Genomic DNA, 21,330 nt, shown 5'->3' on the forward strand with positions numbered 1-21,330 from the left:
ATGATGAAACGACTGCCCCATCGAATCGCTGCCGCAGGGCTGGCGCTGGCGTTACTGGCCGGCGTCGCCCTGGCCGACGACAAGAGCTACAGCCAGGTCGTCAAGCATATCAAAACCAATTACCGCGCCAAGCAACAAGGCTTCTTCGGCATGATGATGCTGGCGCGCTTTGCCGTGAAGCTGATCAAGCCGGCGGGGGTTAAGAACTTCAAGGTGACCCTGCTGCGCGACCTCGACTACACGGGCGGCCCGTCGCCTGAGAGCAAAGAATTCCATGCCTACTTGCGTGACAAGATCACGCCCGAATGGACGCCGCTTATGACTTACAGCGCGCCGCGCGAGCGCCAGTGGACTTACGTTTTCACGACGCCGGAGAAGGAAGACATCAAGCTGCTGGTCGTCACCGTGCAGAAGCAGGATGCCGTCGTCGTGCAGACGAAGTTCAGCCCGGCCCGTCTCGCCGAGTTTATGAATAACCCACAGATCATGGGCATCTCGCTCAAGGACGACAACAGCCAGCGGCAGCCGTCGGCCCACACGAATGCCGACTCGACTGCCGGCCCGAGGGTCGCCTCGGATCCCGACGCGAACAGCGCATCGATCCTCTCGCTTGTTCCAGGCGACATGACGCGGCTCTGCTTGATCGGCATGCATTAGAGCCGTTTTCGATTGGGTTTGCCATGTAGCGCAAGCTGTTAGCTTGCGCTACACCCGATTGCAAATCGCTCTAATCCCCGCCACGAAGGCGCGAAGGCGCACAAAGAGTCACCAGGCCCTTTGTGCGCCTTCGCGCCTTCGCGATTTTGTGGCCGGCTTCCCTGCCTGGGCCATTTGCAATCCTCCCGCCGCAAATCCGAATCTATGGAAATCCGGTCAAATTGCCAATATCCCTAGAGGTGAGCGCATGCGCGGGCCACGCCTGCCGTCAACGCTCCGACTTTGTTGCTAGCGAGAGGCAAGGATGGGAAGCTTCAGACCGCGCACCTTAACCGACCTGTTCGACATCCTGCGGCGGCGGGCGATGCTGATCGCCTTCGTCACGATCATCGTCCTGATGGCGGCTTTTATCGTCGTCATAAACGTGCCGCACCTGTACGAATCGCGCACCCGCATCGTGGTCTCCGGGCAGATTTATGATCGCCAGGCCAACAGCGCGCAGATTGCCGCGGTCACCGAACAGATCACCAGCCGCGCCAATCTCGAAGGCTTGATTAACCGCTACCAGCTTTTCGCGCCGGTCAGCAACATGGATCGCGCCACCGCCGATCTGGCCAACACCATCAAGCTCGAAACCAAGTACCGCAGCGACTCGACAGGCTTCCCGGAATCGTTCACGCTCGCCTTCCGCGACCCGAACCCGAAAATCGCGCAGCAAGTCGTCACCGACCTGCTCGGCATCTTCAACCAGGCGAACGCCACGCTTGAGCATCAGGCCACCGAAGAGGCGCGCGGGCTGCGGGCTGAGATTGCCGACATCGAAGCGCAACTGGCGCAGAATCACAACAGCCGCGCCGCCCATGCGGCATCGGCTTCGGCGGCCAGCCGCGCCGCCGGCTACGCCGAGCGCGCGCGCTCCGAGCGCAACGCCATTGCTTCTTCCCTCGAACAACTGCGCGACCGCCAGTACGCCTTGCAGCAGCAGATCGCCAATCAGAAGAAGGCCGTCGTGCAGCAGCAAGAGATTGTCCGCAGCGCCGTGCCTGCCGATGACCGCACCGCCAATTCGATGGGGACACTGCTCAAGCGCAAGGCCGACCTGCAAGCGCAGATCAAGCAGTACCAGGAGCAATACACCGACAAGTATCCGAAGCTTGCCGCGGCTCGCGAACAACTCGCCGAAGTCGAGCAGCGCATCCAGGAAGCGCGCGCCAACGGCGAAGGCGCCCGCGCCACCCAGGCTTCGCCCGAAGCGCAACAGCTTCGCCAGATGCAGATCGAGCTGGCGCGCATGGAGACCGACCTGGAGGTCGTCGAGCGCGAGATCAATCGCAAGCAGCAGGTCGCCGCAAGCGTCGGCGGCGTGCCGGCGGTCGCCGCGCCGGTCGTATCGTCTGCGCCCTCGGTCGGCGGCAGCTATAGCGCCCCCGGCGATTTCACCGCCGATGGCTTGAAGGAACGCTATACGCAATTGCTCAAGCGCCAGGAAGCCCTGAGCGTTTTTCAACCGTCGCCCGCCGGCCCGGCCACGCCCTTCTTCCAGATCGTTGACGAGCCGAACCTGCCGCAGCAGCCCGCCGCGCCGATGCGCAGCAAGCTCATGCTATTCGCCCTGGCAATGGCTCTGGGAGCCGCTTTGATTGCCGCCGTGATCGTCGAGCTGCCGCGCCTGACGCGCATCAACGACGAGCGCGACATTAAATACTTTCTCGGCGTGCCGGTCGTCGCCCAGCTTGCCGAAAGCTACACCGCCGACGAGCGCCGCCGCGCCGCGCGACAACAGTTCGTGCGCCGCCTGCGCTTCCTGCTGGTCGGCGCGGCCATGGTCCCTGCCCTCGCTTTTGTATTGAATTTCACGCACATCTTCAACATACTCGGCAGCAAGTAAGGAGCAAAAGGTAGAGGCGATGGGAAAAGTTTACGAAGCATTGTTGAGGGCAGAGAGCGAAGACGCGGTGCGCGGCCTGGACGACGACACCGACGACATCGAAGCGATTGACGTCGAAGACGAGCGGGCGATCCGCAACCCGCACGGCATTGAGCGCGCCACTCTGGGCGACGACGCGGGCTTCGAGCTCGACACTGAAGCAGAGATTGCGCCCGGCTTCGCCATTGAAGCCGAAGGCAACTTTGACCGCGGCTTCAATCGCGGCAGCGAGCGCGACAGAGACCGCAGGCTGGCGCGCGGCGGGCAGCCTTCACGTTTCAGCTTTCTGCGCTATTCGCTCGGCGACGGCTCGGTCTTCGATCAAGGCCCGCGCCAGGCATCCGCTTCGGCGCTGACGCGGCGCTCGATTGCCCAGCCGGCGCGCGAAATGACGGTCGATTTAGGCCGCATCGATCCGCACCTGTCGGTACTCCTGGGCAACGACCGCGGCAGCAGCGAGCAGTTCAACAAGCTGGCGCTGACCTTGATCTCGCGTGCCGCCGAGCGCGGCTTCAAGCGCGTTCTGGTCGCTTCGGCCAATCACGGCGAAGGGCGCACGACGGTCACTTTGAATCTGGCCTGCGCGCTCGCCCGCGCCCGCCAGCGCGTGCTGGTCGTAGACTGCGACCTGATGCGGCCCGCGGCGCTCGCGCGGCTCGGGCTCGCGGCAGACATCGGCATGGTCGAAGCCTTCCGCAGTCAGCTTCCGGCGGGTGCCGCGACGCTGCGCGTGCAGCCGTTCGGCTTCAACCTGTTGCCCTGCCGCCAGCGCGTTGATAACCCGGTCGAGCTGCTGGCCGCGCCGGGCTTCTGGAAGATGCTGCAACTGTTTGACGCCGATCACGACTTCATTCTCTTTGATTCGTCGCCGCTGCTGGAGATGGGCGACGCGACGTTGCTGGCAAAGTTCACCGACACGACTTTGATGGTCGTGCAGTCGGGCGCGCTGACCAGCGCCGAGATGGCGCGCGCCATTGCGCCGTTCACCCCCGAAGACCTGCTCGGCGTCGTGCTGAATCGCCTGAAATAGCCCGCCACATCAACTCAATCATGAAGGCACAGAGGCGCAGGTTTCTCTGTGCCTCTGTGTCTGCGGAACCTCTGTGTTAACATGAAAACCTCATGGCGCAAGACTGGAAGAACGCGAGAGCGACATACCCGCTTTGAACCGCTTGACCAACATCCGCACACGGCTGCGTGGCATGACGATGCAGGAGGTCGCCGGCGAATCCTGGCTGCGCTGCCGCCGCGCCGCTTATCGCGCCCTGCGCCGCGCCGGGGATAAGCGCGATGCGACCTTCATCACCGACCGCGAGCTTGAGCGCGCGCTCGGCGGCGCGGCGCTCACTGAAGTCGCGGCGCGCCTTCGCGAGCGCCGCGCGCCGCGGCTGCTGCCGGCCTTCGGCGACCTGCCGCAGACCGTCGAGCTGATTCAACAGTTTTACCCTGAAGCGAGCGAAGCCGCGCGCCGCGAAGCCGACGAGATTTGTCGGCACCGCATCCAGGTTTTCAGTCAGCCGGTTGAGTTCGGCGCGCAGATTGATTGGCACCGCGACCCGCGCGCCGGCCTGCGCTGGCCGCTGGCGCATTACACGCGGGTGCCTTTGCGGCTGGGCAGCGGCGCGGACGTGCGCCAGGTCTGGGAGCTGAATCGCCTGCACCAGTTCGTCGCGCTCGGTCGCGCCTACGCGCTCACCGGCGATGAGCGTTACGCCAGCGAATTCCTGCTGCAACTGGCCTCTTGGGTTGGAGCCAACCCACCGCGCTATGGCGTCAACTGGACGGTGGCCATGGAAGTGGCGCTGCGCGCCGTCAACCTGATTGCCGCCTTCGAGCTGTTTCTCGCCTCTCCGCAAATCAGCGACGACGCCATTGCCCTGATGCTCAAGCTGATGCTCGCGCATGGCCGCTTCATCCGCGCCAACCTCGAATACTCGCACCGCACGCCGAGCAATCATTATCTGGCGGACCTGATCGGCCTGTTCAGCATCGGCATGACCATGCCCGATCTGACGGAGTCGAGCGCCTGGGTCGGCTTCAGCGCGCCGCGCCTGCTGAGAGAGCTTTTCCGGCAGGTGCATGCCGACGGCGTCAGCTATGAAGGCAGCACCGCTTATCATCGGCTGGTGACGGAAATCTACGCGCTCTTTTTTTCGCTCAGCACGGCAGGCGGCATGGAGTTGCCGGGCCGGGCCTGGGGGCGCTTCGAGGCGATGATTGATTTCGTGCGCGCCACCCTGAAGCCCGACGGCAGCGCGCCGATGATCGGCGATGCAGACGATGGCCGCATGCTGCGCTTCACAGAGCGGCAGCCGGCGGATCACACTTACTTGATCGGGCTGGCCGCCGTGCTGCTCGAAAAAGAATCCTTCAAGCTGTCGAACCGCATTGACGAAGAGGCGCTGTGGTGGTTCGGCAAGCCGGGACTGGAAGCCTTCGACAGCCTGACGGTAAGCGAGGACGCTCCGATCTCTGAAGCGTTCAACGACGCACAGATTTATGTGCAGCGCGCCGATGATCTGTATGCGGTGATCGATTGCGGCGACCACGGCGCGCGCGGGCGCGGCTCGCACGCCCACTCGGACGCGTTGTCATTTGAGCTGTATGCCCACGGCACGACTTTCCTGCGCGACCCCGGCAGTTTCGTCTACACGGCGAGCGCGCGCTGGCGCAACCATTTTCGCTCGACCGCTTATCACAACACGGTGCGCGTAGACAACGAAGAGATCAGTCGTTTCAATGAAGAGGCGCTGTTTGCTTTTATCGAGAACGTGCGCCCGCGCGTCAATCAATGGCAGAGCGATGCGGCGCGCGACCTGCTCGACGCCGAGCATCACGCCTATGCGCGGCTGGCCGAGCCGATCATTCACCGGCGGGTAATCACATTCAACAAAGGCGAAGGCTACTGGACGGTCAAAGACCGCTTCAGCGGCGAGGGCGCGCACCAGTTCGAATTCTTTTTCAACTTCGACGCCGGCCTCGAAGCAACGGTCAGCGACGACCAGCGCGTTACGGTGCGCGGCCCGCGCGCGGCGCTGGCCATCATCCCTTTGAGCCGCCAGGTATTCGAGATCAAGCGCACGGATCGCTGGGTGTCGCCGGCCTACGCGACGCGCCTGCGCGCGTCTGGTATGATTTATCGTTTGTACGCCAACGTTCCTTTCGAGAACGTCTTCCTGCTCGTGCCTTACCTGCTCGGCGAGGAAGGAAAGGTTGCTGAAATCGAGGAGTCAGAAGTCAGGAGTCAGAAGTCAGAATGAAAGAGGGGATCGGCGGCAGTCAGTACAATTGTCGCGCCTCTCTTATTCTGACTTCTGACTTCTGACTTCCAGCTTCTGACTTAACGATGTGTGGACTCTGCGGAATATATGAATATGGAGCGGCGCGGCCTGATGTCACGGCGGCGCTCGTCGAGCGCATGCGTGACACGATGGTGCATCGCGGCCCGGACGACGCCGGCATCTATCTCAGCGACGACCGCAGAGTCGGCCTCGGCAATCGCCGCCTGTCTATCATTGACCTGTCGCCCGCCGGCCACATCCCCATGGCGAACGAGGACGGGCGCGTCTGGATCGCCTATAACGGCGAAGTCTACAATCACGAGCGGTTGCGCCCGCGGCTCGTCGCGCAAGGTCACACGTTTCGCTCGCGCACAGACACTGAAACGATTCTGCACCTGTACGAAGCGCGCGGCCTCGACTTCGTCCATGCCCTTGAAGGCGATTTCGCCATCGCCATCTGGGACGCGAACGCGCAACGCTTGCTGCTGGCGCGTGACCGCGTCGGCGTCAAGCCGCTCTATTACACACGGGCCGGCGGGCGCTTGATCTTTGCTTCGGAGATCAAGGCGATTCTCGAACACCCGGCGGTGACTCGCGACCTTGATGAAGAGGCGCTTTACCATTACCTCACCTTTCTGACGACGCCGGCGCCGCTGACGCTGTTCGCAGGCATTCGCAAGCTGCCCGCCGGCTGTATGCTGACCTGCGACGCGCGCGGCGAGGTGGAGGTCACGCGCTACTGGGACGCCATTGTGCCGCGGGCTGAAGCCTCGCTGATTGCCGATGAAGAAGCCGTGAGCGCCCGCTTGCTCGGCCTGCTCAACGACGCGGTTGAAAAGCGCATGATGAGCGATGTGCCCTTCGGCGTCTTCCTGTCGGGCGGCGTTGATTCGACGGCGAACGTCGCGCTGATGGCGCGCTTGATGAGCCGCCCGGTCAGCACCTACACGGTCGGCTTCCGCGATCAGCCTGAGGACAGCGAGATCGATGAAGCGCGCGCCGTCGCCCGCGAGTACGCCACGGACCATCACGAAGTCATGATCACGCAGCAGGAGCTGATCGATTTCCTGCCCGACCTGATTTATCACCAGGACGAGCCCATCGCCGATCCGGTCTGCGTGCCGCTCTACTACGTCGCCAAACTGGCGCGCCGTAGCGGCACGACGGTCGTGCAAGTCGGCGAAGGCGCTGACGAGCTGTTCTGTGGTTATCAAGATTACAAACGCTATCTGCGGCTTTATGACCGGGCGTGGCGGCATCTGGCGCGGCTGCCGCGATTTCTGCGGCAGCCGGCATCAGGTCTTGGACAAACCGTGTTGCGCCGCATGGCGGCGGGCCTGCCGTCGCGCTGGCACAAGATGGTCCCCGATCTGCTGCGCCGCATGGCGGCGGGCGAGCCGCTGTTCTGGAGCGGCGCTTTCATCTTTGACGAAGTTTATAAGCATCAACTGTTCACGCCTGCCGCCATGCAACAACTGGCGGCGCACGAATCGTTCAACGGCGACGCGCCGTCTTCTTACCCAGTGGTGCGGGCCGACCTTGAGCGCTTGCTCGCGGCGAATCCGCAGGCCGATCAGCTTGAGCGCATGATCTATCTCGATCTAAAGCTGCGGCTGCCGGAACTGCTGTTGATGCGCGTAGACAAAATGACGATGGCGACTTCGGTCGAAGCCCGCGTGCCGTTTCTCGATCACGAGCTGGTCGAGTTTGCCATGAGCTTGCCGCGCCATCTGAAGCTTCGCAACGGCGAGACCAAGTACATTCTCAAGCGGGCGCTCAAAGGCGTCATCCCCGACCGTGTCCTCCAGCGCCGCAAGCAAGGCTTCGGCGCACCGATCAACCAGTGGATGCTCGACCGCATGGGCAGCTTCGTCGAACACACGCTGCTCAATTCGTCGCTCCGCGAGCGCGGCTTATTCGATTATGACTTCATCGCCCGCTTGCTTGCCGAGCATCGCAGCGGGCGGGTCAATTATTCATTCTTCCTGTGGAGCCTGCTGAACCTCAGCCTCTGGTACGAGCAATGGATAGATGGCGGAGCGGCGCGGGGACGCGGCGACGCGGCGACGCGGCGAGAATCACCGTCGCTGTCGGCGCTGTCGCCTCATGCCTGAGCAAGCCGCAGCCTGATTGAAGGGACATGGGAATAACCGGCATGACACCCGAAACCACCGCCGCTGATTTAGGTGACGAGAGCCAAGCCGCGTCGCCGCGTCGCCGCGTCCCCGCATCGCTGTTCGGCGAGACCGTCCGCCAGGCCGGGATGCTGTTCACGGCGCAGAGCGGCGCGCTCGCCGCCGGGCTGCTCATCAGCCTGATCCTGGCGCGCTGGATGGAGCCGGCAGAGATGGGCCGCTTCGCCTTCTGTCTGGCCATCATCATAGTCGGCGGCGTCTTCTTTGAGTTTGGTTTCTTTTCGGCGGGAGCGCGCGTGCTGGCGCTCGAACACGACGGCCACAGCCAGCGGCGGGCGCTCGGCGCGCTGGTCATTCTGGCGGCGGTGGCCGGCCTCGCCTTCTCAGCCTTCATTGCTGCCGCCAGCCTGCCGATTGACGCGATATTCAAGAAAGACGTTCACTGGCTGTTGCTCGGCACGGCGGCGCTCGCCTTCTTTCAGCCGTTCCAGTATTTCATCGAGCTGGGATGTCAGGGGCTGAATCGCATCCGCCTGCTTGCGGTCTTTCAATTAGTGATGTCGGGCGCTTATCTGCTGGCGCTTGTTGCGCTGGTGGCGGCTCACCAGCTGACCGCGGGACTGGCTCTGGGAGCCTATCTCGCGGGCATCGCCGTGGCGACCATATGGACGATTGCGCGGCTGCGCCCATCGTTCAAAGGCGTGTCGCCTTATCTGCGCATGACCTTGAGGCAGGCACGCGAGTACGGCGTCAACCTCTATTTCGCGCGCATCACCGGCATGATTTCGTCGCGCGCTGACCAGTTGGTGATCGCCTATTTTCTGGCCGACGCCGCGCCGCTGGGTGTTTATGCCATCGTGCAAAAGTTCGCCAACCCGATCAACATGCTCGGTCGCTCGGTGGCGTTGACGCGCTTTCGCGCTTTCGCGCAACTGACGCGCGTCCCCGGTCGCCTGACGCGCTGGAACGCGGCGATGCTCGTGAGCGCCGCGCTTGGGTTAATTATCATCGGGCCGATGGTGGTCAATTTTTTATTTCCCAAATACAGCGCGGGCGTCGGGCTGCTGGTGCCATTCGCTCTGGCGAATCTGTTCGTCGGACTTTTCCAGCCGTACAACATCTTTCTGTCATCGCACGGGCGCGGCGCTGAAGTGCGCAACATCGCCGCCGCGGTTGCCATCAGCAGCCTGCTCGGTTTAAGCATCGCGGTGCCACGCTATGGAATCAGCGGCGCGGCCTGGACTGCCGCCGCCGCCATGGCGCTGGACTACATGCTGCACCTTTACTACTATCAAAAGTTCAAGCGCACACTCGCTCAAAAGTCCTGAGTATGGAACAGCTCGAAAATCAATCTCACTCGGCACCCGGCGCGCAACCCGCCGCGCTCTCGGAGTGGAAGCAGCGAACCCGCGAGCAGTGGGGCGCAAACCCTTGCGGCGCGCATGTGGCGAGCGATTATCCGTTCGGCACCCGCGAGTATTTCGACGCCATTGAAGCCTACCGTTATCAGGACTACGCGCCGTGGATGAAGGCGGCGCTCGGCTTCGACGCGTATCGCGGCAAACGACTGCTCGAAGTCGGCTGCGGCACCGGCACCGACCTGTTGCAATTCGCGCGCGGCGGCGCACAAGTCACCGGCGTTGATCTGACACCGCGCAGCATCGAGATTGCTCGCCGGCGCTTTGCGGTCTACGACTGCGCGGCGACGTTTGCCATCGGCGACGCCGAGAGCCTGGCATTCCCCGATGAGAGCTTTGACGTGGTCTATTCGTTCGGCGTCCTGCATCACACGCCGGACACCGAGGGCGCGATCAATGAAGTCCATCGCGTGCTAAGGCGCGGCGGGCGGGCCGTGGTGATGCTCTATCACCGCACCTCGCTTTATTACTGGGGCGGGTTGATGCTCAAGCGCGGCGTCTGCGGCGGCGAGTTATTGCAAGCGCGACCTGCCGAGATCATGAGCCGCTACGTCGAGCACAGCGAAACCGCGGGTCGCCCGCTCGTCAAAGCCTACACGCGAGGCGAGGCGCGCCGCCTGTTTCAGGGCTTCAGCGATTGCCGGGTCAGGGTCAATCAACTCACTCGCCACGAGCTCGGCCGCCTGGGCCGCGCGCTCCCCGAAAGCGTCTTTCAATGGCTGGCCCGTCACTTCGGCTGGAACCTCCTCATCACGGCTACCAAGTGAGCGACGAGACGTCTCCCGCGCCATCAGCGAAACCGAGCGCCGGCACGCGCGAGAATCTCTTGCTCGACCTTTCCGGCGATAAAGGCGCGGCGCTCGATTGGGCCGCTCGGCACCGGCATGGCGCGGCGTTTCACTTGCTCGACAAGGCCGAGCTGAAATGGCAGAGCCGCCGCGAGGCGCTGGCTCGCATTCGCGCTTTCCATCCCCACACCTTTGCTTTCTTCGCCTCGGACTTGCGCGTGCAGAGCGCCCGCCACTCGATGATGTGGTTTGCGGCGTTGTGCGGCGCGCGGCGCATCGTCTTTGCCGATACGAATGGCCGCGAGATTCGCCGCACACGCGTCGGCGTGTTGACCGTTGAAAGCGCGCGGCTAGTTCTTGAGCTGCTCGCGGGCTATGTCATCCTCGTGCCCCTGTCATGGTTGCTGACTTTGCTGCTCGGCGTCGCGCTGGTTTTTCGCCCCGTCGTGCGCGCTTCGCGTCCGCGCAGGCGCGATGCAAAGCACGCCGCAAAAACCATGCTCTACGTTCGGGCGACCCTGGTGCCGGCGGTACGCGGCATGGCGGCGGCGGGCGGCATGGCAAGCCACATCGCAGGCTTCGGGCGCGGCGCGCTTATGCTCGGCCATCGCTTGCGGTTCATCGCCAGCGGCGATATCGGCTTTGCGGGCGAAGCGGATGTTGAGGTCATCGAGCCGTCCACCCTGATTAGCGCGACGCGGGCGCTGTTCGAGCTATGGAACAATCTCAGATTCACACTCCGGGCGCTGCGCGTGACCGGTGACAGGCAAGGCGACGTGGATTTCATCTACCAACGCTACAGCCGCTTCAACTGGACAGGCGTGGCGCTGTCGCTTGCGACCGGCCTGCCGCTCATGCTGGAGTTCAACGGCTCGGAAGTCTGGGTCGCGCGCCACTGGGACCCTGTCGGCATGGTCGGCTTGTTGACGCGCTTCGAGCGATTGAACCTGCGAGCCGCCGATTTTATCTTTGTGGTCAGCGATGTGCAGCGCCGCGGCCTGTTCGCCGCGGGAGTTGATGCGGCGCGCATCGTCGTCAACCCGAATGGCGTGGATGTTGAAAGCTTTCATCCTGGCGGCGGCGGCGTGGTGCGTGACGAGCTTGGCATTCAAGGCAAGGTCGTCGTCGGCTTCACAGGCACTTTTGGCCCCTGGCACGGCGCGCCGGTGCTGGCCCGCGCCGCCACACGCATCAACGATTCGCGCTGCCACTTCTTATTCATCGGCGACGGCGACGAGCGCACCGCGACCGAAAGCATCATCGAAACTGCCGGCAAGCCAGGCCGCGCGACCTTCACGGGCCGCGTTGCTCACCAGCGGGTCGCGGCTTATCTGGACGCTTGCGACATTCTCGTTTCGCCGCACGTCGCCGCGGCGGACGGCAGCGAGTTCTTTGGCTCGCCGACAAAGCTGTTCGAGTACATGGCGATGGCGCGTCCCGTCGTCGCGAGCCGGCTGGGGCAGATCGCCGACGTGATCGTTGACGGCGTCAATGGCCTGCTGGTCGAGCCGGGTGATGCGGCGACGTTGGCGCAAGCCATCGAGCGGCTGGCAAAGGATGAAGCCTTGCGTCGGCGGCTCGGCGCGGCGGCGCGCCAGACGGTAATTGAACACTACACCTGGCGGCATAACGCGGCGCGCGTCTTCGATACTGAGATCGAAAAACTGTGATTCGCAATCAATCGATCATCTGCTTTGCGGGCGAAGACTGGTGGTATCATCACCCGCATTCGAAGAATCACATCATGCGGCGGCTGGCGCGGGCCGGCAACCGCGTGATGTTCGTCAATTCGATTTCGATGGGCCTGCCGTCGGCGAAAAGCCCTGATTTCTTCGGGAAAATACGCCGCAAGCTGAAGAGCTATGCCCGCGCCGTGCGGCGTACCGAAGAAGGCATCATCGTCGTCAGCCCGCCGGTGCTGCCGTTTTATTCGAGCCCCACGGGTCGCGCCGTCAATCGCGCTTTGTTGCGCGCCGAGATTAAGTCGCTGATGGCGGCTTTCGGCTTTCGCCATCCTGTATTGTGGGTCGCTATACCTACGGCTCGCGACATCGTCGGCCATCTCGGCGAGCGCGCGTTGATCTATCAAGTCTCCGACAAGTACGCCGCTAACCAGATGGATCATGCTACCGGCGGCCATGTCATCGCCGCCATGCATGATGAGCTGCTCGAACGCGCCGACCTGATCTACTATTCGGGCCGCAAGCTGATCGAAGAAGAAACCGCCGCCCGCCCGGAGATCAAAGCCAAAGCCCGGCTGCTGGAACAGGCCGTAGACTTTGACCACTTCGCATCGGCGACGCGGCAGTCATGGGAAGAGCCCGCGGATGTAATGAATATTCCGCATCCGCGGCTCGGCTATTTCGGGGCGATTGAGACCTGGCTGCTCGACCAGCGGTTGATCCGCTATGTGAGCGAGCGCCGCCCTGACTGGCACTGGGTCTTGATGGGCTTGAAAGCGGCGCGGCTCGACATCGAATCGCTGCCGAACGTTCATTATCTCGGCTCGAAGCCTTATGCGGAGATGCCGCGTTACGCCGCCGGCTTCGATGTCTGTGTGTTGCCGTGGGTGACCGACAACGAGTTCGTCAGCTATGGCAGCGCCATCAAGGTGCGCGAGTACCTGGCTACCGGCAAGCCTGTCGTCATGACCCCGCTCTACGAATACGAGCGCATGGGTGACGTGTTGCGCATCGCTCGCGGCGATGCCGATTTCATTGCCAGGGTCGAAGACGCGCTCCTGTGTGACGACGAAGCGCAGCGTGCGGCGCGGCAACAGTCAGTCAAAGCAGCGACCTGGGACGCGCGCGCCGAAGAGGTCAGCCGCGAGATCGAGCGATTGTTGCTTGCTTGACAGCAACCGGCGTGTGACCTACGGTTGAATGACGACACGGCAATGGCATGAAGCTCAAAGAAGCGGCGAAAAAGATTCTCAGGCCAGTCTACTACAGGCTCCCGGCAACCCTCTGTTACGGGCCGCGGTTCGCCCCGACGCTGAAGTTGCTCGACCAGTCAGAGCGTTGGAGCCGCGACCAGCTCAACGGTTATCAACTGACACGGTTGCGGGCGCTGCTCAAGCACGCGGCGCGGCACGTTCCTTACTACAAAAGATTGTTCAGCGCCGTCGGCTTCGACCCTGAACGCCTCCGCGAGATCGCAGACTTGCGCGTGCTGCCTTTGCTCGATAAAGAGACGGTGCGCGCCAACTTGAATGACCTTCTCGCCGACAATATCAGCCCGCGGCGCCGGCTTTACTTCACGACCGGCGGCTCGACCGGAACGCCGCTCGGCGTTTACAACCTGCGCGACGCCGGCGGCCGCGAGCGCGCTTTCATGCAGAAGCAGTGGCAGCGCGTCGGCTTTCGCGAGGGCGAGCGGCGCGCCATGCTGCGCGGCTGGTCTGTGCGCAATCGCCGCCACTGGCGCTACGAGGCGAGCGAGCGCGCCTTCGTCTTCTCGAACTTTCACATGACGCCCGACAACGTCGCCGAGTACGCCCGTGTCATGCGCGCCGAGCGCTTGTCTTATCTGCATTCGTACCCGTCGGCGGTGATCGATTTCGCGCGCCAGCTAGAGCATCTCGGCGAGCCGCCGCCGCGCTTCAGCGTCATCCTCGCATCGTCAGAGAATCTCTACCCCGGCCAGCGCGAGTTTATCGAATCGTTTTACGGCGCGCGGCTGTTTTCGTGGTACGGCCACACGGAAGATTTGATCCTCGCCGGCGAATGCGAAGTCAGTCATCATTATCATATCTTCCCCGAATACGGCGTCGCCGAGGTGCTCAAGGAAGACGGCACGGCAGCCGAGCGCCAGGGCGAGATGGGCGAGCTCGTCGGCACGACGATTGACAACTACGCCATGCCGTTGATCCGCTACCGCACCGACGATTGGGTGATCGTCGGCCCGCCGTCGTGCGAATGTGGTCGGCCTTACGGGCTGCTCGAAGCGACGCGCGGGCGCGCCCAGGATATGTTGATCGGCAGGCTCGACAACCTGATTTCGCTGACGGCGCTCAATATCCACACGGATGAGTTTGATCGCGTACAGCAGGCGCAGTTTTATCAGCGCGAGCGCGGCAAGGTCGAATTGCGCATCCGCCGCCGCGACGGCTACGGCGAGCGTGACAGCCGCCGCATTCTCGCGGCGCTCGCCGAAAAGATGGGCGACACGATGGAGGTCGAGCTGAAATTCACAGACGCCATCCCGCTGGCCGCGAGCGGCAAGTTCCGCTTCCTCATTCAAGAATTGCCGGTGCCGCGCCCGGCGCTCAACGAGGCCCGCTTTGGATCATCTCTTTAATCAACTCGACGTAACGATTATCTCCGGCGCGGCCCGCTACCCGGCTGATCCGCCCTTCGACCCGCCTGCCGATTACCCCGAAAGGCCGCCGCACGCGGCGCGGCTTGATCCATCCAACAGCGCTTACGGCATGGTGCGCGAAGCGCTGTGGCGACTCGGCCTCGACGCTGAGAGTTATGGCCAGCCGTCGTGGAACCCGCTCGGCCAGTTAATCAAGCCGGGCCAGCGTGTGCTCATCAAGCCGAATTTCGTTCTTCACTTCAACGCCGGCGGCGGGCCGCTCGAAGCGGTGGTGACGCACCCGGCGATTCTACGCGCCATCGTCGATTACGTGATGATCGCTCTTGGCGACGGCGGCGAGATCATCATCGGCGACGCGCCGCAGATGAACGCCGACTTCGCGGCGCTCTGCGCGCAAACCGGCATGGACGCGCTCGCCGAATACCTGCAACCAGTCTGCCAGCGGCGCGGCATCCGCTTTCAACTGATCGACTTTCGGCAGGAGCGCACCGTCTATAAACACGGCATCATCTGGGAACGCATCCCCGTAAACGACCCGGCCAGCCGTCCCGTCCATGTGCAACTCGGTGATGAAAGCTACATGGAGGCGATTGACACGAGCCGCCTGTACGGGGCCGACTATGCCCGGCAGCAGACGATCAACGCGCATCAAGATCGCCGCCACGAATACGTCATCGCCTCGGCAGTGCTCGCCAGCGATGTGGTCATCTCCGTCCCGAAGCTCAAAGTGCATCGCAAAGTCGGCACGACGCTGAACCTCAAGAACATGGTCGGCATCAACACGGACAAGAACCACCTGGCGCATTACCGCATCGGCGCGCCAGCGGATGGCGGCGACGAATTCAATTCGCCGGCCTGGGACGACCGCGCCGAGCGTCGCTTGATGGACGGGTTGCTGGGCGCAGACCGTCGTTTCGGCAAGCAGATGTTTCTCGCCTGGCGCGCCTTTCGCAAGCTTTATCATCGCCTCAGCGGCAAGCCGAAGGCGCAGGCTTTCACGTACGGCAACTGGCGCGGCAACGACACGGCGTGGCGGATGGTGCTCGACCTGAATCGCATCCTGCGCTTTGCCGACGCGAGCGGCGGCCTGCAAGCTCATCCGACGCGGGCGTACTTTTCCGTTGTTGACGGACTGATCGGCGGGCAGGGCGAAGGCCCCCTGCACCCTGAGCCTTATCCGTCGGGCGTGGTGCTGGCGGGGTTCAACCCGCTGGCCGTGGACTGGGTAGCGACGCGGTTGATGGGCTTCGACCCGGCGCGCCTGCGTTTGTACGCCAACGCCGCGCAGCAAATGCGTGAGTGGCTGCCAGGCGCTGACATCAGCCATTGCCGTATCCGTTCGAACGTCGCGCGCTGGGAAGGACTGTTGGACCAGGCGGAACCCGTCTTTCAGTTCCGCGCCCCGGCTGGCTGGCGCGGCGCGGCCGAGCTATACGAGATCGCCGACGAAGCGCCGGCCACGACGCCTTCACCGCTTGGAGCAATCAGTCAGTAAGTTCCCACCTCATTCTGAGCCGCAGATCAGCGCTTTGTCCTCAAGCAATACGCGGACTCTCTGATGCCTTCGTATCAAATGAATTCAACGCCAAGGTGTTTGCCGCCTTGTCCGATGGAAAGTGGCCGTGATCGTGGCGCAAAGCGGTCGCACTTGTCGGCGCAAGCGCTTGGCATGGCGGTTGCACAATGAAAAGCCGGAGGTTGGAAATGACGATCATGATGGCAATGGGGATTGGGCTTTTGATGACGGCGATTGCCGTGGCGATTGGCGGGGTAGTGATTAAAGCAACGATGTTGATGATTCACTACAGTCTTAAGACCAGCGCCGTAACCGTAAACGAGCAGGCGAGCCACGGGGTCGTTATTCACCTGAATCGTCGGGAGGAGCCAGCCGGTGCGGTCGAATGGCCTGAAGAAGCCGCTGCCTAACCGGTACATCGATCATTAAGGAGGAGAGTATGCTCTGGACAATTTTCGTAATTCTGTTGGTTCTCTGGCTGCTCGGTCTGGTGAGCGGCTACGCAATGGGCGGGTTCATTCACCTGCTGCTGGTGCTGGCGGTCATTATGCTGATCATCAATCTGGTGAGCGGCCGCCGCACAGTCGTTTAGCAAGAGAGTGACAAGAGAGTGATGAGTAATGAGTGATGAGTGAGAAGAAGGCGGACGAAACGCCGCGGTTCTCTTCGCTCATCACTTTCTACTCATCACTCATTACTCCTCTTCATTCATTCGTTCAGATAGCAGCACACGCACGCTGCTGCGCCAATCATCATTGATGCCGATACGTGTTACCGGCACTGCTCGCGCGATGCTACTGGCCATGAGCTTTGTCGTCGCATGAAAGCGAAAGACCGGCGCGACCAGATAGAGCAACGGCGAGCGGTCAGCAAGCATTAACTGCTTGAAGTACCCGCGCCGCGCGAAGTCGCCGCGACGCCTGTGCCAATCGATACGCAGCCAGTAATCCAGGCCCTGAAACGGGAACTCGGCGTCTTCCGCAACTTTCAATTCAATCACCACCAGCCGCCCCTCACGCGTCGCCGCTAATATATCGATGAATGAACGCTGCTCGCCACGATAAGCCGGCACTTGCGCGTAAGCATAGCGGCGGTCGAGCGACGCATCGATTGCGGTGATGTCGCGTTGCAATATGGATTCGAGCCAGCGTTCGGCCTGCTCGCGGAACAAGAGCGCCTGCGGGTCGGCGGAATCCGCGCGGCGCACAGCAACGATTTCGGCAATCAACTGATCGAGCCGTGATTGATTGGCCGGCGAGAGCTTTTCTTTCACCGCCCCGACGCCAAATTCGACCAGCTTGCGCCGCAGCGAAACGCGGGCGAATTCCAGCCCGCGAATCGTCAGCGAGACCCACGCGCCGCGCCGCTCGACGCGAATCCGTTCAGGCGCGCGCCGCTGAATGGCATCAACCAGCATCTTCACGTCGAGCGGCAACTGGCGCTCGTGCGGCCACTCGGCGCGACGAGCGGCGCGGCTCAAACGGTCGCCGAGGTCGCCCTGATCGAACGGCGCAATGGTTTGTATGACGGATTGCATCTCGTCCACTTCGCAGAGCGTCACGCTCGCGCCTTTGACCTGAAGCGCCGTGAGCCGCGCCGCCACGGTATCGCTGCGCCCGCTCGGCACAAAGAGCAATAGGCGATTGACCGCCGCGCCGCGCTGCCGCAAGGCGTCGAGCCAGACCAGCCCGGCGCCGAGCGTCGCGTCTACGTCGCGCTGCGATTCTTGTGAACAGACGCCGACGGCGGCAACCGGCCTGCCCTGCTCTTTCAGCAAGAGCCGTGTGTGAACGCCTGTGAAGTGACGCCGGTCGTCGCGCCGCAAGACAGTGCGCTCTACCTTGAGCGCGGCGAAATTCGCTTCAATCATCGCGGCGAGCTTCATCGGAAACTCGCGGCGCGACGGTTCCGCGCCCGCTTCGACAGGGCCGCGCCGCAGCTCAAGCGTACAGAGGACACGGCCCATCTGCTTTGCGCATTCCAGGCGCAGGGCGCGCGGCGAAACGGTCGCGCGCACGACACGCCATGAGCGCGACCAGCCTTCGCCCCAGCACGACAGAACGAGCTTACCGTAAGCAATCTCGGCGGCGGCGCAGGCAGGTTCAATACTCGCAAGGCGTTTATCGTCTTCGCGCAACTCGAATGCGCCATCGAGCAGGAATCGTTCAAGCTCGTAGCGAATGCGGCTCAAGTCTTCGATGGCGGGGCGGTGCATCACCGGCGCGTTTTATCAGGCAGAGGGTACGGGGTCAAGCCGTGAGTGTCTTCGATTAAAGATGATTTGGACTTGATGAAACGGGATGGAAAGACGGCGAGGCTTGTTCTAGTCGAACGGCTGCCACCAAAGAAAAATATTTATGAGCCTGCCGAGAGCTTTTGTTGAAGCCGCCGTAGCATTTCGTTGATAGATTCGGTGTATGGACTTTTGAGCCGCTCGAATATGGCTTGCGCTTGCTTTGCGTATTCGAGGGCTTCTGCGTATTTACCCTCATCTTCATCTAATAATGCCAGTGCATGAAAGCTAATTGCCTCACCTTCAATATTGCCTAGCTTGCGCTTCATAGTAAGGCTCTCATCATACAGCCGCCGCGCCTCTTCGTAGTCGCCTTCATCCTGCGCCAGGCTTCCCAACTGATGCAGCGATATGGCAATGCCATTCTGATTGCCGAGTCGCTTCTCTATTTCCAGACTCTCGCTGTACAACCGTCGCGCTTCTTCGTACTCGCCTTGATCCTCCGCCAGCATTGCCAACTGATGCTGCGTTATGGCAATGCCGCTCTGGTCGCCGAGCCGCTTCGCTATTTCTAAACTCTCGCCATACAGCCGCCGCGCCTCTTCGTAGTCGCCTTGACGCTGTGCCAGCCTTCCCAATTCGTGTAGCGTTATGGCAATGCCGCTCTGGTTGCCGAGCCGCTTCTTGATTTCCAGGCTCTGATCGTACAGCCGCCGCGCCTCTTCATAATTACCTTGATCCAGTGCAAGCATCGCGAGATTGTGAACCAGGACAGCGATCATGCCGAGATCATTATCGTCACGCGCAATGGCCAGGGAGTCTTGATACGCCTGCCTTGCTTCGCTTAACTCACCAAGCGCCCTATGCACCCACCCCAGTTGGTTCAAGATTTCAGTCTGCGTGCGGCGTTCGTGCGGGCCATCACCCAATTCGCGGTAATCTGCAAGCAGCCCTTTCAACATGGCCAACCGCTCGCGTTTGGCTTGCTCGGAAAGGCTAGCTGATACGTAAAAAGCTTCATTGCGAACCGGCGCGAGCGTGTGCGCGGCAAGCTCGGCATCAGGCGCGAATTCATAAAGGCCGCTGCGCCAAGCCCAGAAATCCGGCGCGCGGCGGGCAAGCGCCGCCAGGGCATACTCTGGCAGCCAGATAACCAGAGGATAAAGAATCTCCTGCCGAAACAGTTCACGGTTCAAGTTCAGGTGCGACAGGATCGGCGGGTAAGCTTCTGATGAGGGAATGGAATGCTCCAGGCCATAAACAAACAAGGCGAGTTTCGCCGGTCGGGCTGCTTCCGCGGCTGCCAGGGAGGTCGGTGGCCCCTCACTCGCCGCATTCGTCGCGCCTTGTGCTTTGGCGATGTGCGCCTTCAGGATGGGGAGGAGTTCACTAATCGGCTCGGTCAAATCAATCTCAACCAAACGAATGCCGAGCGGGGCGAGCAGATCACGGCATGCCGCGGCGGCTTTGCGGCGTTGTCCAATCAGGTTGCAGCGCACGAAGCCGAGCCAGAAGCCTTCGGCATAATCAATCGCGCGCACCAGCCGGCGCACGACTATGGCCATAGGCTCGGCTGCCGTATCAACTTCTGATGGGAGATTGGGCACGGTCATCTTCTAATGCCTTTTGTAATGCCTTCTTAAAGCGGCTCAGCTTCTGCACCGCCGGATGGACGTCATGCCAGGGTTCGGCATCCGCCGCTTCCGGGTCATCGTCAGCGGCATATTCCAGAACGCTCTGATTGAATAACATCAGTTGATGATCTTCATCATTCTGGACTTTATTAGTCAGGTGAACGCGGGCCAGTTTTTCAAAGTGACTTTCGGGAACCATCCGACCAAACGCCGACACGAGGCTTGCCTCCGCCTTTCGCACACGATTCATATTGATTGGCTGCGCATCGGTTTCCTCCGCGTCTTCGATGCCCTGGCGAACCAATGTCATCAAATCGCGCGGGTGGCCGCCACAGGCGCGGCAGAGGTAAGTGATGGCTTCCGACTCGGCCAGCTGGTCAAGGTCTATTCGATGGCTAAGGATGCCGCGCAATCGCTCAAGACCCTGTCGCGAATCGTCACCGCCACGCGCCCGCCGCTCGTGCACTTTAATCATCGGCAATATGCGCTGTTGGTCAGGAAAGCTGTTGCGCAACATGGTGGCCCGGGACGAATAGATCATTGAAATGGGCACGGTATAGACCACATGACAACGCAACTCGCATAGCTGTTTACCGTGCTCGATAAAGAGGGCATCGTGCGAGGTGATTCCGGGACTGACCTCTTTCAATGTCACGCGGTCAAGATTATCAACGATGATAACAATCCCCTTCTTGCCGCGCTTCTGGACTTCCGCCCGCGCTTTCAGCAGTAGCGTATTAATCTGCTCGATCAGTTGCGAAATCTGCCGGTCAAGCTTTTGCCGGATTTCGGTTTTCACTTCGTCGCCTGTTTTGATCTGGCCGGTAAACTTGGCGAACAACCGCGCAACGAACGGTATGGCTTTCGGCAGCCCAATGCCGATGGAAGCTTCGGCTTCTAGCTGTTGCTAAATTTGCTGCCATTCGTTTTGCTTAAAGACGACTTCGGCAAACCATGCCTCTACGGTCTTAAGCGCCCCGGAGAGATCAATCCGGGCGTCGCGAAAATTAGCTTCCGCGCGCCGGGCGATGGATAACAGCAGGTCCGTGTAGATCAGGTCGTTCGGGTCAAGGTCATCGTCAACCGCAAAGTAGATGACGTGAAAATCCGCACCCTCCAGCCGGGCCTTCAGCCGCAGCAGCTCAGTTGATTTGCCGCAGCCGCGATGGCCGGTGAAGAGTTGGTGTGAGTACGTTTCAGAATAGGAGATGCTTCTGAACATCTTCCCCACCACATCTTCGTTGCCACGAACGTCAATGCAGTCCACGTAACGGGCATCGTCGGCGGCAAGCGGCTGGGTCGGATCAACCGCGTTATAAGCATCGCGCAACGACTTGGCAGGATAGACAGGATGCATCGCTGCTGATGGTAACAAATCCGCCGTTGGCAGTTCAATCATTATCCCCTCAAGCCGGCGGCCA

Annotated in this window: 17 protein-coding genes; 13 read left to right on the forward strand and 4 right to left on the reverse strand. The window is 61.9% G+C overall.

Features of this window, described 5'->3' with window-relative positions; genetic code table 11:
* The 13 genes from VJ464_28155 (at position 1) to VJ464_28215 (ending at position 16,634) form a co-directional block, all read left to right on the forward strand.
* The gene (locus tag VJ464_28155) at positions 1-657 is read left to right on the forward strand and encodes a hypothetical protein (protein ID HKQ09028.1); all 657 of its coding nucleotides are present in this window, start codon (positions 1-3) and stop codon (positions 655-657) included.
* A 304-nt stretch (positions 658-961) separates the two neighbouring features.
* Positions 962-2,545, forward strand: a complete 1,584-nt coding sequence (locus tag VJ464_28160) for a Wzz/FepE/Etk N-terminal domain-containing protein (protein ID HKQ09029.1) — start codon at positions 962-964, stop codon at positions 2,543-2,545.
* A gap of 19 nt (positions 2,546-2,564) precedes the next feature.
* Positions 2,565-3,614, forward strand: coding sequence for a CpsD/CapB family tyrosine-protein kinase (locus tag VJ464_28165; GenBank protein HKQ09030.1), 1,050 nt, complete (start codon positions 2,565-2,567; stop codon positions 3,612-3,614).
* 133 nt (positions 3,615-3,747) lie between these two features.
* Positions 3,748-5,844 (forward strand): alginate lyase family protein, encoded by a 2,097-nt coding sequence (locus VJ464_28170; GenBank protein HKQ09031.1) that lies wholly within the window; start codon positions 3,748-3,750, stop codon positions 5,842-5,844.
* Between the two features lie 86 nt (positions 5,845-5,930).
* On the forward strand, positions 5,931-7,979 hold the full coding sequence (asnB, locus tag VJ464_28175; GenBank protein HKQ09032.1) for an asparagine synthase (glutamine-hydrolyzing): 2,049 nt from the start codon (positions 5,931-5,933) through the stop codon (positions 7,977-7,979).
* A 41-nt stretch (positions 7,980-8,020) separates the two neighbouring features.
* Positions 8,021-9,328: a lipopolysaccharide biosynthesis protein gene (locus tag VJ464_28180; GenBank protein ID HKQ09033.1), complete on the forward strand. Its 1,308-nt coding sequence runs from the start codon at positions 8,021-8,023 to the stop codon at positions 9,326-9,328.
* 2 nt (positions 9,329-9,330) lie between these two features.
* A complete protein-coding gene (locus VJ464_28185) occupies positions 9,331-10,185 on the forward strand; it encodes a class I SAM-dependent methyltransferase (protein HKQ09034.1) in 855 nt (284 codons plus the stop codon).
* Positions 10,182-11,876, forward strand: coding sequence for a glycosyltransferase family 4 protein (locus VJ464_28190; protein HKQ09035.1), 1,695 nt, complete (start codon positions 10,182-10,184; stop codon positions 11,874-11,876). Before VJ464_28185 ends, VJ464_28190 begins: the two co-directional genes overlap by 4 nt.
* Positions 11,873-13,060, forward strand: a complete 1,188-nt coding sequence (locus VJ464_28195) for a glycosyltransferase (protein HKQ09036.1) — start codon at positions 11,873-11,875, stop codon at positions 13,058-13,060. The genes VJ464_28190 and VJ464_28195 overlap by 4 nt, the downstream gene beginning before the upstream one ends.
* A gap of 47 nt (positions 13,061-13,107) precedes the next feature.
* Positions 13,108-14,505, forward strand: a complete 1,398-nt coding sequence (locus VJ464_28200) for a phenylacetate--CoA ligase family protein (GenBank protein ID HKQ09037.1) — start codon at positions 13,108-13,110, stop codon at positions 14,503-14,505.
* Entirely contained in the window at positions 14,489-16,021 is a 1,533-nt protein-coding gene (locus tag VJ464_28205; protein HKQ09038.1) for a DUF362 domain-containing protein, read from the forward strand. The genes VJ464_28200 and VJ464_28205 overlap by 17 nt, the downstream gene beginning before the upstream one ends.
* A 209-nt stretch (positions 16,022-16,230) precedes the next feature.
* A complete protein-coding gene (locus VJ464_28210; protein ID HKQ09039.1) occupies positions 16,231-16,452 on the forward strand; it encodes a hypothetical protein in 222 nt (73 codons plus the stop codon).
* A 29-nt stretch (positions 16,453-16,481) separates the two neighbouring features.
* Positions 16,482-16,634, forward strand: a complete 153-nt coding sequence (locus VJ464_28215) for a lmo0937 family membrane protein (protein HKQ09040.1) — start codon at positions 16,482-16,484, stop codon at positions 16,632-16,634.
* 102 nt (positions 16,635-16,736) lie between these two features.
* On the opposite strand, the gene VJ464_28220 is transcribed toward VJ464_28215, so the two are convergent.
* The 4 genes from VJ464_28220 to VJ464_28235 all read right to left on the reverse strand — a co-directional run bounded on the left by VJ464_28220 (position 16,737) and on the right by VJ464_28235 (position 21,308).
* The gene (locus VJ464_28220; protein ID HKQ09041.1) at positions 16,737-18,260 is read right to left on the reverse strand and encodes a hypothetical protein; all 1,524 of its coding nucleotides are present in this window, start codon (positions 18,258-18,260) and stop codon (positions 16,737-16,739) included.
* A gap of 137 nt (positions 18,261-18,397) precedes the next feature.
* Positions 18,398-19,840 carry a tetratricopeptide repeat protein gene (locus VJ464_28225; protein ID HKQ09042.1) on the reverse strand — a complete coding sequence of 481 codons (1,443 nt, stop codon included), beginning with the start codon at positions 19,838-19,840 and terminating at the stop codon, positions 18,398-18,400.
* A gap of 16 nt (positions 19,841-19,856) precedes the next feature.
* Positions 19,857-20,708: a hypothetical protein gene (locus VJ464_28230; protein ID HKQ09043.1), complete on the reverse strand. Its 852-nt coding sequence runs from the start codon at positions 20,706-20,708 to the stop codon at positions 19,857-19,859.
* A 108-nt stretch (positions 20,709-20,816) separates the two neighbouring features.
* Positions 20,817-21,308, reverse strand: a complete 492-nt coding sequence (locus VJ464_28235; GenBank protein HKQ09044.1) for a hypothetical protein — start codon at positions 21,306-21,308, stop codon at positions 20,817-20,819.
* Positions 21,309-21,330 lie beyond the last annotated feature (22 nt).

The organism is Blastocatellia bacterium, from assembly GCA_035275065.1.
In the GTDB taxonomy this organism is placed as follows: Bacteria; Acidobacteriota; Blastocatellia; order UBA7656; family UBA7656; genus DATENM01.

Excerpts from the sequence above, each read along its gene's own strand:
- VJ464_28155 (HKQ09028.1), top strand. The coding sequence starts at position 1 with ATGATGAAACGACTGCCCCATCGAATCGCTGCCGCAGGGCTGGCGCTG.
- VJ464_28160 (HKQ09029.1), top strand. The coding sequence starts at position 962 with ATGGGAAGCTTCAGACCGCGCACCTTAACCGACCTGTTCGACATCCTG.
- VJ464_28165 (HKQ09030.1), top strand. The coding sequence starts at position 2,565 with ATGGGAAAAGTTTACGAAGCATTGTTGAGGGCAGAGAGCGAAGACGCG.
- asnB (HKQ09032.1), top strand. The coding sequence starts at position 5,931 with ATGTGTGGACTCTGCGGAATATATGAATATGGAGCGGCGCGGCCTGAT.
- VJ464_28180 (HKQ09033.1), top strand. The coding sequence starts at position 8,021 with ATGACACCCGAAACCACCGCCGCTGATTTAGGTGACGAGAGCCAAGCC.
- VJ464_28185 (HKQ09034.1), top strand. The coding sequence starts at position 9,331 with ATGGAACAGCTCGAAAATCAATCTCACTCGGCACCCGGCGCGCAACCC.
- VJ464_28200 (HKQ09037.1), top strand. The coding sequence starts at position 13,108 with ATGAAGCTCAAAGAAGCGGCGAAAAAGATTCTCAGGCCAGTCTACTAC.
- VJ464_28210 (HKQ09039.1), top strand. The coding sequence starts at position 16,231 with ATGACGATCATGATGGCAATGGGGATTGGGCTTTTGATGACGGCGATT.
- VJ464_28215 (HKQ09040.1), top strand. The coding sequence starts at position 16,482 with ATGCTCTGGACAATTTTCGTAATTCTGTTGGTTCTCTGGCTGCTCGGT.
- VJ464_28225 (HKQ09042.1), bottom strand. The coding sequence starts at position 19,840 with ATGGCCATAGTCGTGCGCCGGCTGGTGCGCGCGATTGATTATGCCGAA.
- VJ464_28235 (HKQ09044.1), bottom strand. The coding sequence starts at position 21,308 with ATGATTGAACTGCCAACGGCGGATTTGTTACCATCAGCAGCGATGCAT.